The sequence below is a fragment of the Bacteroides sp. HPS0048 genome, assembly GCF_964240755.1.
GTDB lineage: Bacteria > Bacteroidota > Bacteroidia > Bacteroidales > Bacteroidaceae > Bacteroides > Bacteroides nordii.
The window spans coordinates 106,171-121,189 of record NZ_CAXSVC010000001.1 but is presented as its reverse complement, the minus strand read 5'-3'; the positions used below and the strand labels follow the sequence as shown (position 1 = coordinate 121,189).

Annotated in this window: 12 protein-coding genes; 6 read left to right on the top strand and 6 right to left on the bottom strand. The window is 41.8% G+C overall.

Annotated elements, in window-relative coordinates; translation table 11 throughout:
* Positions 1–59: 59 nt before the first annotated feature.
* The 4 genes from ACESQI_RS00490 to ACESQI_RS00475 all read left to right on the top strand — a co-directional run bounded on the left by ACESQI_RS00490 (position 60) and on the right by ACESQI_RS00475 (position 3,326).
* A complete protein-coding gene (locus ACESQI_RS00490; RefSeq protein ID WP_373125324.1) occupies positions 60–596 on the top strand; it encodes a TIGR00730 family Rossman fold protein in 537 nt (178 codons plus the stop codon).
* A complete protein-coding gene (locus ACESQI_RS00485; protein ID WP_002558620.1) occupies positions 593–1,198 on the top strand; it encodes an SIS domain-containing protein in 606 nt (201 codons plus the stop codon). Before ACESQI_RS00490 ends, ACESQI_RS00485 begins: the two co-directional genes overlap by 4 nt.
* Positions 1,186–2,112, top strand: coding sequence for a carbohydrate kinase (locus ACESQI_RS00480; protein WP_025866548.1), 927 nt, complete (start codon positions 1,186–1,188; stop codon positions 2,110–2,112). Before ACESQI_RS00485 ends, ACESQI_RS00480 begins: the two co-directional genes overlap by 13 nt.
* A 155-nt stretch (positions 2,113–2,267) precedes the next feature.
* Positions 2,268–3,326, top strand: a complete 1,059-nt coding sequence (locus ACESQI_RS00475; protein ID WP_263667007.1) for a tyrosine-protein phosphatase — start codon at positions 2,268–2,270, stop codon at positions 3,324–3,326.
* A gap of 2 nt (positions 3,327–3,328) precedes the next feature.
* On the opposite strand, the gene ACESQI_RS00470 is transcribed toward ACESQI_RS00475, so the two are convergent.
* Entirely contained in the window at positions 3,329–4,312 is a 984-nt protein-coding gene (locus ACESQI_RS00470) for a hypothetical protein (protein WP_223381690.1), read from the bottom strand.
* Between the two features lie 56 nt (positions 4,313–4,368).
* Complete coding sequence (locus tag ACESQI_RS00465) at positions 4,369–5,802, bottom strand: MBOAT family protein (RefSeq protein ID WP_263667008.1); 1,434 nt, start codon at positions 5,800–5,802, stop codon at positions 4,369–4,371.
* A gap of 156 nt (positions 5,803–5,958) precedes the next feature.
* On the opposite strand from ACESQI_RS00465, the gene ACESQI_RS00460 reads away from it, so the two are divergent.
* The gene (locus tag ACESQI_RS00460; RefSeq protein ID WP_044094812.1) at positions 5,959–7,860 is read left to right on the top strand and encodes a DEAD/DEAH box helicase; all 1,902 of its coding nucleotides are present in this window, start codon (positions 5,959–5,961) and stop codon (positions 7,858–7,860) included.
* Between the two features lie 169 nt (positions 7,861–8,029).
* Positions 8,030–8,893 carry a DMT family transporter gene (locus tag ACESQI_RS00455; RefSeq protein WP_002558614.1) on the top strand — a complete coding sequence of 288 codons (864 nt, stop codon included), beginning with the start codon at positions 8,030–8,032 and terminating at the stop codon, positions 8,891–8,893.
* Positions 8,894–8,914: 21 nt separating this feature from the next.
* Here ACESQI_RS00455 and ACESQI_RS00450 read toward each other — a convergent pair whose 3' ends face one another.
* The 4 genes from ACESQI_RS00450 to ruvB all read right to left on the bottom strand — a co-directional run bounded on the left by ACESQI_RS00450 (position 8,915) and on the right by ruvB (position 14,998).
* Positions 8,915–11,044, bottom strand: coding sequence for a S46 family peptidase (locus tag ACESQI_RS00450; protein ID WP_320908359.1), 2,130 nt, complete (start codon positions 11,042–11,044; stop codon positions 8,915–8,917).
* Between the two features lie 31 nt (positions 11,045–11,075).
* Positions 11,076–12,431, bottom strand: a complete 1,356-nt coding sequence (locus ACESQI_RS00445) for a TIGR00341 family protein (RefSeq protein WP_002558612.1) — start codon at positions 12,429–12,431, stop codon at positions 11,076–11,078.
* A gap of 2 nt (positions 12,432–12,433) precedes the next feature.
* A complete protein-coding gene (locus ACESQI_RS00440; RefSeq protein WP_195571852.1) occupies positions 12,434–13,879 on the bottom strand; it encodes a lipopolysaccharide biosynthesis protein in 1,446 nt (481 codons plus the stop codon).
* Positions 13,880–13,975: 96 nt separating this feature from the next.
* Positions 13,976–14,998: a Holliday junction branch migration DNA helicase RuvB gene (ruvB, locus tag ACESQI_RS00435; protein WP_002558609.1), complete on the bottom strand. Its 1,023-nt coding sequence runs from the start codon at positions 14,996–14,998 to the stop codon at positions 13,976–13,978.
* Positions 14,999–15,019: the final 21 nt, after the last annotated feature.

The following is a 15,019-nucleotide window of genomic DNA, read 5'->3' as shown; positions in this document are numbered from 1 at the left end:
ACTTATTGTCGTTTATAGAAAATTGCAGATATTTGTAGACTATAACAGTGACAACGTGTATGGAAAAGATAGGAATATTCTGTTCTGCATCAGAAAACATTGACAAAATGTATTCCGATGCTGCTGTCCGGGTAGGTAAATGGATAGGTGAAACAGGCAAAACTCTTATATATGGCGGTGCCAGTCTCGGACTTATGGAGTGTGTAGCACAGGCAGTAAAAACAAACGGTGGACACATTATTGGTGTAGTTCCTGCCAAACTTGAAGAGAACGGAAAAGTCAGCACGCTGCCGGATCGTATTATTCATACCCATAACCTCAGTGATCGTAAAGACATTATCGTAGAAGAATCAGATATATTACTGGCTCTTCCGGGAGGCGTAGGTACATTGGACGAGATATTCCACGTCATGGCAGCCGCATCCATCGGTTATCATCATAAGAAAGTGGTGTTTTACAATGTGAATGGTTTTTACGACACCTTATTAGCAGCACTCAAAGAGATAGAAAGTAAAGGGTTCGCCCGTCATCCGTTCTCTACATACTATGACATAGCCCACACACCGGAAGAATTAAAAGAAATAATGACCATATGATAGAATCCATTAAAGACCTTTTGCAGAAGGAAGCACAAGCTGTGCTGAATATCCCCGTAACAGACGCTTATGAAAAGGCTGTAGACCTTATCATAGAACAAATTTGTATCAAAAAGGGTAAGCTTGTAACCAGTGGCATGGGAAAAGCCGGGCAGATTGCCATGAACATTGCTACCACATTCTGTTCTACCGGTATTCCCTCTGTTTTTTTACATCCAAGTGAAGCACAGCATGGCGACCTGGGTATTTTGCAAGAGAATGATTTGCTATTACTCATTTCCAACTCAGGTAAAACACGTGAAATTGTGGAATTAACACAGCTGGCACACAACTTGAATCCCGGATTGAAATTTATTGTAATTACTGGTAATCCGGACAGTCCACTGGCCGATGAGTCAGATGTCTGCCTCAGTACAGGTAAACCGGCGGAAGTATGTACATTGGGAATGACCCCTACTACATCGACTACCGTAATGACTGTAATTGGAGACATTCTGGTGGTACAAACCATGAAAAAAACTCAATTTACGATTGAAGAATATTCCAAACGTCATCATGGCGGTTATCTGGGAGAAAAATCAAGAGAGTTATGCGTAAAGTAATCGGTATTGGCGAAACAATTCTCGATGTCATCTTTGAAGGAAACCGGCCCTCGGCTGCCGTACCGGGTGGCTCTGTCTTCAATGGTATCGTATCGCTAAGGCGTACGGGTATAAATGTATGCTTTATCAGTGAAACGGGAAATGATCATGTAGGTAACATCATTCTGCAATTCATGCAGGATAATGGGTTGCCAACAGAACATGTAAACGTTTTCCCCGACGGAAAATCGCCTGTATCCCTTGCCTTTCTGAACGAGCGTAACGATGCAGAATACATCTTCTACAAAGATTATCCCAAACAGCGCCTTGATGTATTATTTCCGGAAATACATGAAGACGATATCGTAGTTATCGGTTCTTACTATGCACTCAATCCTGTACTCCGCGAAAAAATAGTGGAGTTACTGGAAACAGCAAAAGAGAAAAAAGCGATTATATATTACGATCCCAACTTCCGTAGCTCACACAAAAACGAAGCTATGAAGCTCGCATCTACCATTATCGAAAATTTGGAGTACGCAGATATTGTACGTGGATCAATAGAAGACTTTTTCTATATGTACGGACTGAATGATACAGATAAAATATACAAAGATAAGATCCAGTTCTACTGCCCTAATTTTATTTGTACGGCAGGAGCAGAACAAATCGCACTGCGCACCAAAAACTTTCGGAAAGACTATCCGATAGAACCGCTGAATGCAGTAAGCACCATCGGAGCTGGGGACAACTTCAACGCCGGACTTATTTATGGTATGCTGAAGTATGATGTACGCTATCGCGACCTGAATGGCCTGAATGAAGAAATATGGGATAAAATCATCGGGTATGGCAAAGCTTTTGCTGCAGAGGTTTGTAAGAGCTTCAACAATTCAGTCTCAAAGGAATTCGCTGAAAAACTCATTGAGAAATAAGTTCCGGATATTCTACGTTCCAGAACGAGTATAGATATCTCCATGTGGATCTGTGTGAGTATTAAAAACTCTGTAGTTTGTCTAATAATAGCAAAGTAATAACAAAGTCTGCCAGTTATTCATATCTTTGCAATTAGAGTTTTAGACAATATACTATGTATAAGAACCTGATCAACTGGCTTGCTATTTTCCTTTTGTTCCCTTCATGTTCCAAAACACCACCGAATATCTCGGTTGTTTGTGAGGAAAACAATGTAGGAAACTGTATCATTAAGTGGGAAACGGCCCCTCTTATCCAGGGGCAGGTGAAAGTATACGCGTCTACCAATCCGGAAATGATACCGGAAACACTCCCAATTGCCGCTGCCCCTATTTCCGATGGTAGAATGACCATTGTCACAGACGACCCTTCCAGACGGTATTATTATATGATGGTATTTAACAATAAATACCGTGTAAAAATAGCGACCCGAAATGTGAATATCTCCGGTATACAAAACTTCCGCGATCTGGGTGGATATAAATCCTCTGCCACAGGAAAAAACGTTCGTTGGGGGATGCTCTATCGCTCGGCACAGATTGACAGCCTCGGTTGTGCTGCACTCAGGGAACTAAGAAATATAGGAATAAAAACCATTATCGATTTTCGTACTCCCGAAGAACGTAATAACTATCCGCAGATTCAAAAAGGCTTCAATGTCATTTACATTCCCATTGCAACAGGTAACATGGAAAAGGTGTTACAAGGCATACAAGAGGGAAAAATCAAGGGTGATACCATCAACCGTATCGTAGAGCAAATGAATCGTAAACTGGCAATAGATTATCGTAATGAGTATAAAAAGCTTTTCAGCATTTTGCAAGATCAAAGCAATTATCCCATTATCATTCACTGTACTTCCGGCAAGGGACGCACAGGTGTTTCCTCTGCCATCATTCTTGCCGCTCTGGGTGTAAACGAAGATATCATAATGCAGGATTATCGTCTGAGTAACGATTATTTTAATATACCCAAAGCCTCTAAATATGCCTACAAACTTCCGGTAAATTCGCAGGAAGCCATCACTACCGTTTATACGGCAAAAGAGGATTTTCTGAATGCTGCCAAAGAGGAAATAGAGCGGACATATGGAGATGTGCCGACTTACCTTGAAAAGGGACTCGATCTCACCACTAAGGACATCGAGCAATTACAAAGTATTTTGCTGGAATAATACTAATGAGAGGTATATATCCTCTTCAATATACTTCTGGCAACGTGTGGACGATAATGCGAGTCTTCGTAATAATTATGGTAATCAACCGTAATTTCATTTGTTCCCGAAAAATCAAAAACGTTTTCCTTTCCAAATATTTCCCTGAGAATGCCCAGATCCTGAGGATTCAATTTTATCTGATCAAATAAAGGATTTATCACGATCTTATAATCAGTGTGATGTTTTTTAAAAATTTGCACCATTTCTTCCAGCATTTCCCGTTGCTTAATCACTATGACAGGTCGTGACACAGAATCAGGAAAACTTTTATCCTCAAACACCTTCATTTTCTTTTCATTATAAAAAGTACCATCAGCTATCTCTCGTTCAAACTCCACAGATTTAGCCTCGTTAGTATTCTTGTCATATCGGAATCGCTCATCTGAAAGTAAATAACTCTCTGCCATATACTTCTTCACTTCACCACTCAGTTTAAAATCGGCTAAAGCATACAGAAACTTTGGACTAAAGAAAGCTTTAATAAATGAACAATGAAAACCAAAAATATTCGTATAATTCTCCAACTGAGGGGCAATACAATACAGATGTCCATCTTTACTTTTATCTTGTTCAAGAATTGACTTATCAAGTATTAGTAAAGCATTATGAATACTATTTCCACTTTTGTCTATATACATCACTTTTTTATACAATGCATACAATGACTCCAAAGACGCATCAAAATGAAAGCAACTACTACTATCCGGCAGATACTCTCTCCAATCGGCTATCTCGTAGTACATACTTCTTGAATTCCCGAAAACAAAAGAATCATAATGAAGAGCAACATGCCGTTTTTCAAAGGTAGTTGTACTTATATACCCGGCATTTAAACCGACACCGGGCTTTTCATCTTCAGCATAGAATGCATCGTAATCATAGATAACTTTAAAAACATCCAAGGCAAAATATAGCACTAACAATAGTACAAACGGAATTGCCATCAGCAACGTCTTATATATAAACTTTCTAATACCGCTCCTTGTCATACCAATATCTCTTAAAACTGAAAATAGATAAACTGAGTGCTTTGACCTGCCTGCCAAAACAATACTGAAATGATCGCATAGTAAATAGCATATCTGAGCAAAGGAGACTTTATCTGCCCATCCAATTGCAAAGCGTGTTGCTTATCTCTCTGAATCCATTCTACAAGTATCAACACCGCAATAAACATACATGCCATCTTTCCTTGTTGAGGGATTCCAAAATGCCCATTAGTTATCATACGAATAATATACTGCCAGGCATCGTATATTGTCCTGGAACGGAAAATAATCCAGCCCAACACAACCAAAATGAATGTACATATCATCTGGATTGTCTCTCGTAACGTAGGAAGTTTCTTACCCTTAGCTACAACATCCGTAAATCTACGATTCCTGCCCAGCAGCAATAAAGGTAAGAATAGTAAAGCATGAAAGGCCCCCCAACAGATAAAAGTCCAGTTAGCTCCATGCCACAGGCCACTAACCAGAAAAATAACCACTGTATTACGGAAGCTTTGCCATTTTCCTCCCCGACTTCCTCCCAAGGGAATATAAATATAATCACGAAACCACGTAGTCAGAGAAATATGCCAACGTCGCCAAAACTCCGCAATATCCCGTGAGAAATAAGGAAAATTAAAGTTCCTCATTAGATTAATACCAAACAGACGAGCCGTACCTATTGCGATATCAGAATAACCGGAGAAATCTCCATAAATCTGAAAAGTAAAAAGTACTGCTCCATAAAAAAGAGTCAAACCATCATGTTGATAATAATTTTCAAAAATCTGATTGACAGCAACCGCACAATTATCAGCAATCACCAACTTCTTAAATAGTCCCCATAATATTTGTCGCATCCCATCCGTAGCTTTAGCATAATCAAAACTACGCGATCTCAGGAACTGAGGCAGAAGATGAGTAGCCCTTTCGATAGGACCTGCCACCAACTGAGGAAAGAAGCTAATGAAAGCAAAGAAAGCAACAATATCATGTGTTGGTTTCATTTTATGCTGATATACATCAATCGTATAACTTAATGCCTGAAAAGTATAAAAACTGATACCCACCGGCAAAAGAATATCTAGTGTTACCCAATCCAGTTGTAATCCAAAAGTAAGAAATAGTTGTGTAAGATTCTCTGCGAAGAAATTGTAATACTTAAATATTGCAAGAATTAGCAGATTCAACAATATATTAGCGACACTTATCCATTTCTGTAAGTTGCGGTCTCCTTCTTTTTTTTCAAGCAAAATGCCACTTCCAAAACTACAAAAGGTTGTAAATGCGATAAGAATCAGAAAACGCGCATCCCACCATCCATAAAACAAATAACTTACTGCAACAATAAACAGGTTTTGCCACTTTAACGATTTAAATACAAACCAATAAAGTAGAAAAACAACCGGCAGGAAAATTAAAAATTCAAAAGAGTTAAATAACATTTCTCTCAGATTACGCTGTAATGCACTAATAACGGTAATATACCTTTATAAGTATGCAAAATTAAATAAAAAACAAACAATGCTATAGTCAAAAGAATTAGTTTCCACTAATTTTACGTATATTTGCGCCCGAATATAAAGATATACAGAGATTTAATGAAGACATTTGAAGAGCTTGGCGTTTCTCCGGAGATACGTAGAGCAGTCGAAGAAATGGGATACGAGAATCCCATGCCGGTACAAGAGGAAGTGATTCCGTACCTTTTAGGAGAAAATAATGATGTAGTAGCTCTTGCTCAAACAGGAACTGGGAAGACAGCCGCATTTGGTCTGCCGCTGATACAACAGATTAATGTAAAAAACCGTGTTCCTCAATCGCTTATCCTTTGCCCTACACGGGAGCTTTGCTTGCAGATAGCAGGTGATTTAAATGATTATTCCAAATACATCGACGGATTAAAAGTACTGCCCGTATATGGTGGATCATCTATAGATAGCCAGATACGTAGTCTGAAACGTGGTGTACACATCATAGTAGCTACTCCAGGTCGTTTGCTCGATCTGATGGAACGCAAAACCGTTTCCCTCTCTACTATCAGCAATGTTGTAATGGACGAAGCTGATGAGATGCTGAATATGGGATTCACAGACAGTATTAACGCTATTCTGGCAGACGTTCCGCAAGAACGTAATACGTTGCTTTTCTCGGCTACTATGAGTCCGGAAATAGCACGTATTTCTAAGAACTATTTGCGCGACGCCAAAGAAATCACCATTGGACGTAAAAACGAAAGTACCAATAGCGTGAAGCATATTGCATATATGGTTCAGGCGAAAGATAAATATGCCGTACTAAAACGTGTAGCAGATTACTGTCCGCAAATATATGGTATCGTTTTCTGCCGTACCCGTAAAGAGACGCAGGAAATTGCCGACAAGTTAATGCAGGAAGGCTATAACGCCGATTCATTGCATGGAGAACTCTCTCAGGCACAGCGTGACGCCGTTATGCAGAAATTCCGTTTACGCAATATACAAATATTAGTCGCTACAGACGTAGCTGCACGCGGACTGGATGTAAACGACTTAACCCACGTCATCAATTACGGCCTGCCGGATGATACGGAAAGCTATACGCACCGCAGCGGACGTACCGGACGTGCGGGAAAAACAGGTATCTCTATCGCTATTGTTAACATGCGCGAGAAAGGGAAAATGCGTGAGATAGAGCGTATCATTGGCAAAAAGTTCATTATGGAGCAAGTCCCCACAGGCAAGCAGATCTGTGAGAAACAGCTCATCAAGGTAATTGACGATATTGAAAAAGTAAAGGTTAATGAGGAAGAGATAGCGGACTTCATGCCCGAAATCTACCGTAAGCTGGAATGGTTGAGTAAAGAAGACGTTATCAAACGCATGGTATCTATGGAATTCAACCGTTTCCTTGAATACTATCGTGACCGCGAAGAAATACAAACTGCAACCGATAGCCGTGGCGAACGTGGCACGCGCACCGAAGGACGCGGAAGCCGTGATAATGGCGGTAGCCGTACAGCAGCACCGGGATTCACCCGTTTATTCATCAATCTGGGTAAAATGGACAACTTTTTCCCGAACGAACTTATCAACCTACTGAATAGCAATACTCGCGGACGCATCGAACTGGGACGTATTGATCTGATGAAGAACTTCTCATTCTTTGAGGTAGATGAAAAAGAGGCACAAAGTGTTATAAAAGCGCTGAATCGCACAAACTGGAATGGACGTAGGGTTTCAGTCGAAATAGCCGGAGAAGAAGGCGGAGAAGGGCGCAAAAACAGTGGCAGATACAAAGATAACGGCAGAGATGCAAAGTCATCTGCATCAACAAAACCACGCAAAGACAAACCGGCCAGAGCAACTTCAGCTTCTACTGACAGCAAAAAACAAAAGCCAAGCCGTGAGGAACGTGGATACAGTAATGCACGCGGTAAAAAAGACGACTGGCAACAGTTCTTTAAAGATGAAAAATCGGATTTTAGTGAAGAAGGATGGGCACGTAGAAAAAAGAAAAAATAATTTTATAGAATCGTTACTATAAAAAAACTTGTATTATACACACAATTCACCCGAATGTAGAAATAATCTATATCCGGGTGATTTGTTTTATATAGCCGAATGAAAATAAAAGAAGCCAAGAAAAACACTACCTTTGCAGCGTTTTTACTGATTAACGCCATCCCTTGATATGAATAAACTAAATGGTTTCCTGTATGGTCTACTGTCTTCGGCATCCTTCGGCCTCATCCCGATGTTTACCATTCCTGCAATGCAGCAAGGGATGCAGTTTGAGTCCATTTTGCTATATAGATTCGCTTTTGCCACACTGGCCTTAGGAGTTATTTTGTTAATTGACGGCCAGTCATTTCGTATCAACCGCCGTGATATACCTTCCCTTCTTTTACTGGCATTTTTTTATCTTATATCTGCGGTGTTCTTATTCTGGGGATATAAATTTATGGCAAGTGGGATAGCTACAACTTTGCATTTCATGTATCCTGTATTGACTACACTGATCATGATGCTATTCTTCCGGGAAAAGAAATCGATCTGGCGATTTATGGCCATAGCTCTGGCTGTGGCGGGAGTATTCTTTCTTTCTCAAGGAGATGATTCGGGAAGTATTACATTTATAGGTATCTTTATCGTTCTCCTCTCTGCTTTGGGATATGCGCTCTATTTAGTCACTGTGAGCCAGCTAAAAGTAGGTCAGATGAAGGGGCTACGGCTCACATTCTATGTCTTCCTTTTCGGAACCCTGCTCCTTTTCATAGGAATTGGTACAACAGGACATACCCAACCGATCCCCAACCTACATACAGCCGGAAATCTGGTAATGCTTGCCATTATCCCAACCGTTATTTCTAATCTTGCACTGGTAAGAGCAGTAAAATGTATCGGTTCCACACTCACCTCAGTCTTGGGAGCAATGGAACCGGTAACAGCTGTATGTGTAGGTATCTTCATGTTCGGCGAACCCTTCACGAACAGCGTAGGTTTGGGAATAATACTCATTATTACCGCAGTAACAGTGATCATTCTCAAACGGTAGAAAGATGCATATTACTCGCTTTTACCGGATATCTAACTCTTTTATAAGGTTGCCTGCTTCTCCATACTTCTCAATAACGAAAAGTATATAACGTACATCTACGCCGATACAACGCTGCAAATCGGGTTCAAAAACAATATCACTGCTCATCGCTTCCCAGTTGCCATCAAAAGCAAGCCCGAGCAATTCTCCTTTGGCATTAAACATGGCACTACCGGAGTTACCACCTGTTATGTCATTGTTGGAGATAAAACAGACTCTCATTTCGCCCTTTTCATCGGCATAACGCCCAAAGTCTCCGGCACTGAACAATTCCAGTAAACGAGGACTGACCTCAAAATCCGGATCGTCCTGATGGTCCCGCATCTTTTCAAAAATCCCCAACGGAGTAGTATAATAGTTATAAATAGCGCCATTAAACGGAGAATAACTGCAAACCGTCCCGAAACTAAGCCGCATGGTGGAATTGGCGTCAGGATAGAAGTTACGGTCGGCATACATCCGGCGAACAGCCGCATTAAACAACCGTTCATCCTTTTCTATGTTTTGCGAAGCCTCCACGATGGCCTGGTTCATATCATAATAAGACACCAGCAGATCAATGCCCAAAGAAATGGCTGGATCATCCAGCATACTAAATGTTGTATCACGCTCCAGATAGCGTTTCAATCCCCGTGGAGTAGTTATCTCGGAGCGAGCATACAAAGTGTCGATATAGGCCCGTTCATTGCCGTTATACAGCGTATCAATCGTCTGATACATCGGTGGCAGATATTCAGGAGAAACCTTTTCACGATATTCTTTCAGAAGTGCAGTAAACACATCTTTATCGATCGAAAGGTCCAGATTGTCATATTTCTCCAATAATTTCTTCAACCGCGCAACAACCTGCTTTTCTTCGGCTTCAAAATCGAAGTTAAGAATCTCAAGAGACAGCTGTACCAGCTCGGGCCCATTGATAAAGGATTCACCGAAATAGGCCAACGCACGGTTGGTTTCCCGACGGCTCTTATAGTTCAGTTCCAGGGAAGATAACAAATGCATCAGTTTCTCCCGTTCGGCAGGAGTATTCTGAATCCATTGACGGAGGGTCGTTTCCAACTCTCGTTTCTTTTCAAGTACTTTCAGCTTGCGGATGGCTTTGTTTGTCCCGATACTGTTTTTCCAGTAATTGGAGCTTTCATCATACTTTGAAGCATATTTGATACGAATATCTGCCCGCCGATCCATCTCACGCTTCCAAATAGCCTGCTTTACACCACGCACATCTATCATCGCCTGGTTCATACCATTCATCATCTCCTCAATGCCGAAGGAAGAGAGGAAACGTTCCGTACTACCGGGATAGCCCAAAGTCATACAAAAAGACCCTTCTTTATATCCGTCAAGCGAAACAGGCGCTACATAGGTCGGATGATAGGGTACATTGTCCGGTGAGTAATCAGCCGGACGATTCTTTTTATCGGCATAAATGCGAAAAACACAGAAGTCACCGGTATGGCGGGGCCACATCCAGTTATCCGTATCCCAACCGAATTTTCCAATAGAAGAAGGAGGAGCAAACACCAGACGAACATCGTTGAAATCGCGATAAACTGAAAGCCAAAACTCATTTCCACCATAATAAGCATCAACGACTCCCACAAGAGTAGAATCTTTGAGACTCACTTCGTCTGCTATAAGACGCGAAATAGAATCAACAGCAACCATACGTTCCTGCTCGGTCATAGCGTCATGGGTTACTTTCAGCACCCGCTTGGTCACATCTTCGGTGCGAAGCAGAAAACGAACATAAAGCTCCGGATTGGGTAACTCCTCGTCCCGGTTACGGGCCACAAAACCATCTTTCAGGTAATCGTGTTCTACGGTGGAATGTTGCTGCACACTGCTGAAACCGCAATGGTGATTAGTAAAAACCAATCCGTCTTCTGAGACAACTACCCCCGAACAAAACCCACCAAAACTAACAACGGCATCCTTCAACGAAGCCTTCTTAGGATTATAGAGTTTATTGGCAGGCATCTGCAAACCCAGTTCTTTCATCGTTTGCCGCGTTTGTTTATTCAGGTTCCCCAATAGCCACATTCCCTCGTCAGCATGAACAGCCGATGAGATGAAAAGGGCAATAATTGTAAATAGTTTAAGTCTCATCTATATTGAATTTAGCAGTCAGTTTTTTATTTTACTCTGTTATCAGACGTAGTTTCTTCGCCCCTACACGGGCTTGCAGCCATTCGGTTATTTTCCTCTTCTCACTCTCACTCGGATGACGGGTAAACTTCAGTACAGCCAATGCAATCGTATCCGTTTTCAACGAATCCACCGTAGTTTCAAGTGTATGCGAGATCGAAACGGTTGTCACTGAAGGGTACAATACCTTTAGTTCCGGTATAATAGTACGACTCATTTCATCATAAGATTTATACTTCTCAAGGTTCTTTTCCAGAGAGGAAATCTTTTTTTGTTGTTCTTGCAGCCGTTGTTCACTGTTCTTATAAAAGTCTTCCATGACCATGGCACGAATGGACGAAATATCCATTGCATCGTTGTTCATACCTTGTAGCACAACCAACTTTGTTTCCTCCAGTTTATACTGTTTCATCTTACTACGCGCCAGAGCAATAGAAGCCTCAGGAACTTCAGGACCAATAAGCACCACACGAATCTCCCGGTGTTCGTAACTAATCTTCTTATCAAGCACCTGTGTATTTTCAAAATTCAATTCCGTATTGATAAAGTGATTGGCAGCCGTTTCATAAAAAGTGCTTTTGATAATGCCGAATGTCAGATAAACAGCCGGGCACATCGTAAGGACAACGATCAGGATAATATATTTGCGTACCGTCTTCTCACGTTTCTTGTCTACAAATTCCTTCCGTTGGAAATGCATCACCCGTACTCCGATAAAGGTAGCCAGGCTAATGAAAACGGAGTTGATAAAATAGAGGTAGAAAGCGCCTAAAAAATAAATCAGGTTACCCGATGCCAACCCGTATCCTGCCGTACAGAGGGGAGGCATCAATGCCGTAGCAATAGCAACACCCGGAATCACGTTTCCCTTTTCCTTTGTAGAGAGGGCAACAACACCTGCCAATCCACCAAAGAGTGCGATGAATACGTCATAAATCGTAGGTGAAGTACGTGCCAGCAATTCCGACTGCGCCTCGGCAATGGGGGTGAAAAGGAAAAAAACAGTTGCCGTAGTAACACTGAATGCAGTGGTTATGAGGAAACTCTTTAAGGAGCGTTTCATCAATTCAAAGTCGTTCAGCCCGACGGATAACCCCACTCCCATAATAGGTCCCATCAAGGGGGAAATCAACATCGCACCGATAATTACTGCGGTAGAGTTCACATTCAGTCCTAACGAAGCCATAAAGATTGCGAAGATCAGAATCCAGAGGTTAGCTCCTTTAAATTCCACTCCTTTACGGATAGAGTCAATGGTTTCCAACTCATTGTCCTTGTCCTTTCGCAAATCGAGATACTCACGAAGAAAGCTCTTTACGGCAAAAATGTTTCGGTTGTCTGTTTTCATAATCACTTCTTCACAAAACGGTTAATAACTGGAATTTGCTTCAACGGCAAATCATGTTTGATGATATATCCTATAAATACAAACAGTAGCAACGTACGTAAAAGCAGGCGGAGCAACATATTATCCACCGGTATCCACTCTCCTGCCACATAGATCATTAATGCCAAAAGTACGTATCCACCGATACTCTTCAGGTCATATGCGATCGGGTATTTCTTTTGTCCCACGAAATAAGAGAGCAACATGGCAACAGCATATCCGGTGAAACCTGCCCAGGCACAAGCCATATAGCCATACACAGGAATCAGAAAGGCATTCATCAGAATAACAATCGTACAAGCTGTCAGCGAAAAGTAAGCTCCCCATTTCGTCTCGTCCGTCAGTTTATACCAGAACGAGAGATTAAAATACACACCCATAAACATCTCGGCAGCCATAACGATAGGCACTACTTTCAACCCTTCCCAGTAATCACGTCCGATAACATAACGCAATATATCGAGATAAAACATCACCGTGAGGAAGGCTAAAAGAGTGAAAATGATGAAGAACTTCATGGCTTGTGCATACATTTGCCGGTTATCCTTCTCTTTACTCTTACCAAACACAAATGGTTCGTAAGCAAAGCGGAATGCTTGTGTAAACATAGCCATAATCATCGCTATCTTACTGGTGGCTCCATATATACCCAACTGCACATCAGCCTCTACCGGATCGGGATAAACAAACGGAAAGATAATCTTATCAACCACCTGGTTCAGTATACCCGCAATACCTAATATAAGAATAGGAAAAGAGTAACGAAACATCCGCTTCATCAAATCACGATCCAGTGTATAACGGAAACCGCGCAGTTCGGATATCAGGCAAAGCATTACCAGCGATGTACAAATAAGATTAATCAGAAAAGCAGCGCCTACATTGGTTCCTTTCATAAACACGAAGTAGACAATGTTGAGAATAATGCTGGCAAAGATGAATAACATCTTTAAAGCTGCAAACTTAATAGGACGATTTTTATAACGCAGATAAGCAAAAGGGATAGCCTGTATAGCATCCATTGCGATCACAATGAGCATCATCCCAAGATACCAGGGATGCTCTTCATACCCCATTACTCCGGCTATCGGCTCAAGAAACAAAAGACATACGGCAAGAAACGAAAGAGAAATAGCTGCTACAGTCAATAAGGTAGTAGAGTAAACTTTCACCGGGTCTTCTCCGCCCTTATTGGCAAAACGGAAAAATCCGGTTTCCATACCGCATGTAAGTAGTACAAGCAGAAGTGCCGTAATGGCATACATATTCGTAATAATACCATATCCTCCCGTAGAAGCGGGCATAGAAATAGTATAAATAGGCACCAACAGATAGTTGAGGAAACGCCCTACTATGCTGCTAACACCATAAATGGCAGTATCTTTGGCTAATGACTTTAATCCACCCATGTTTATTATTGACGATTAGACGATTGACGATTAGACGATTGGAATTTGATTTACGGTGTAACTTCAATCGTAAACCGTCAATCGTCTAATCGTCAATCAAAACAGTGTTTGTTGACTACTATAAAGACTCCTCCCCAAATGTTTGTAAGCCAGTTCCGTCACTTCACGCCCACGAGGGGTACGTTTCAGGAAACCTTCTTTAATCAGGAACGGTTCGTATACCTCTTCGATTGTTCCGGCATCTTCACCCAAAGCGGTGGCAATGGTAGTAAGTCCTACCGGACCACCCTTGAACTTATCGATAATGGTACAGAGGATCTTGTTGTCCACTTCATCCAATCCGTATTTGTCGATATTCAGTGCTTCAAGTGAAAAAGTAGCAATCTCCGTATCAATAGAACCGGAACCCTTCACCTGAGCAAAGTCGCGCACACGACGAAGCAGTGCATTGGCAATACGAGGGGTACCCCGGCTACGCGAAGCAATCTCTCCCGCAGCGGGTATCGAACAAGGTACATCAAGGATAGCAGCCGAACGACGGATAATATTACTCAGCACATCGTCATCATAATATTCAAGATGCAGGTTAATGCCAAAACGCGCACGCAACGGAGCTGTCAACAGCCCACTACGGGTAGTAGCTCCCACCAGCGTAAAAGGATTCAGATCTATCTGAATACTGCGTGCAGAGGGTCCTTTATCTATCATAATATCAATCCGGTAGTCTTCCATAGCAGAGTACAGGTACTCCTCTACCACAGGTGACAGACGGTGGATCTCGTCAATAAACAGGACATCGTTCGGTTCAAGACTGGTAAGTACACCCGCCAGATCACCGGGTTTATCGAGCACCGGGCCTGAAGTGACTTTAAAGCCTACTCCAAGTTCATTGGCTATAATGTTTGAGAGAGTTGTTTTTCCCAATCCGGGAGGGCCATGCAGCAATACATGGTCTAATGCTTCACCACGAAGACGGGCGGCTTTGACAAAAATGCGGAGATTCTCCACCACCTTATCCTGCCCGCTGAAATCCTCGAAGCTAAGGGGACGGAGCGCATTCTCAAAATCCCGTTCCCGGCTTGTCAACTGATGATCGCGTATATTGAAATCTTCTTCCATAAAATCACATCCTCGTTCTTT

What these genes read in the sequence shown, in the direction of transcription:
- ACESQI_RS00490 (WP_373125324.1), top strand. Translation starts at nt 60, where the DNA reads ATGGAAAAGATAGGAATATTCTGTTCTGCATCAGAAAACATTGACAAA.
- ACESQI_RS00485 (WP_002558620.1), top strand. Translation starts at nt 593, where the DNA reads ATGATAGAATCCATTAAAGACCTTTTGCAGAAGGAAGCACAAGCTGTG.
- ACESQI_RS00480 (WP_025866548.1), top strand. Translation starts at nt 1,186, where the DNA reads ATGCGTAAAGTAATCGGTATTGGCGAAACAATTCTCGATGTCATCTTT.
- ACESQI_RS00475 (WP_263667007.1), top strand. Translation starts at nt 2,268, where the DNA reads ATGTATAAGAACCTGATCAACTGGCTTGCTATTTTCCTTTTGTTCCCT.
- ACESQI_RS00470 (WP_223381690.1), bottom strand. Translation starts at nt 4,312, where the DNA reads ATGGCAATTCCGTTTGTACTATTGTTAGTGCTATATTTTGCCTTGGAT.
- ACESQI_RS00465 (WP_263667008.1), bottom strand. Translation starts at nt 5,802, where the DNA reads ATGTTATTTAACTCTTTTGAATTTTTAATTTTCCTGCCGGTTGTTTTT.
- ACESQI_RS00460 (WP_044094812.1), top strand. Translation starts at nt 5,959, where the DNA reads ATGAAGACATTTGAAGAGCTTGGCGTTTCTCCGGAGATACGTAGAGCA.
- ACESQI_RS00455 (WP_002558614.1), top strand. Translation starts at nt 8,030, where the DNA reads ATGAATAAACTAAATGGTTTCCTGTATGGTCTACTGTCTTCGGCATCC.
- ACESQI_RS00450 (WP_320908359.1), bottom strand. Translation starts at nt 11,044, where the DNA reads ATGAGACTTAAACTATTTACAATTATTGCCCTTTTCATCTCATCGGCT.
- ACESQI_RS00445 (WP_002558612.1), bottom strand. Translation starts at nt 12,431, where the DNA reads ATGAAAACAGACAACCGAAACATTTTTGCCGTAAAGAGCTTTCTTCGT.
- ACESQI_RS00440 (WP_195571852.1), bottom strand. Translation starts at nt 13,879, where the DNA reads ATGGGTGGATTAAAGTCATTAGCCAAAGATACTGCCATTTATGGTGTT.
- ruvB (WP_002558609.1), bottom strand. Translation starts at nt 14,998, where the DNA reads ATGGAAGAAGATTTCAATATACGCGATCATCAGTTGACAAGCCGGGAA.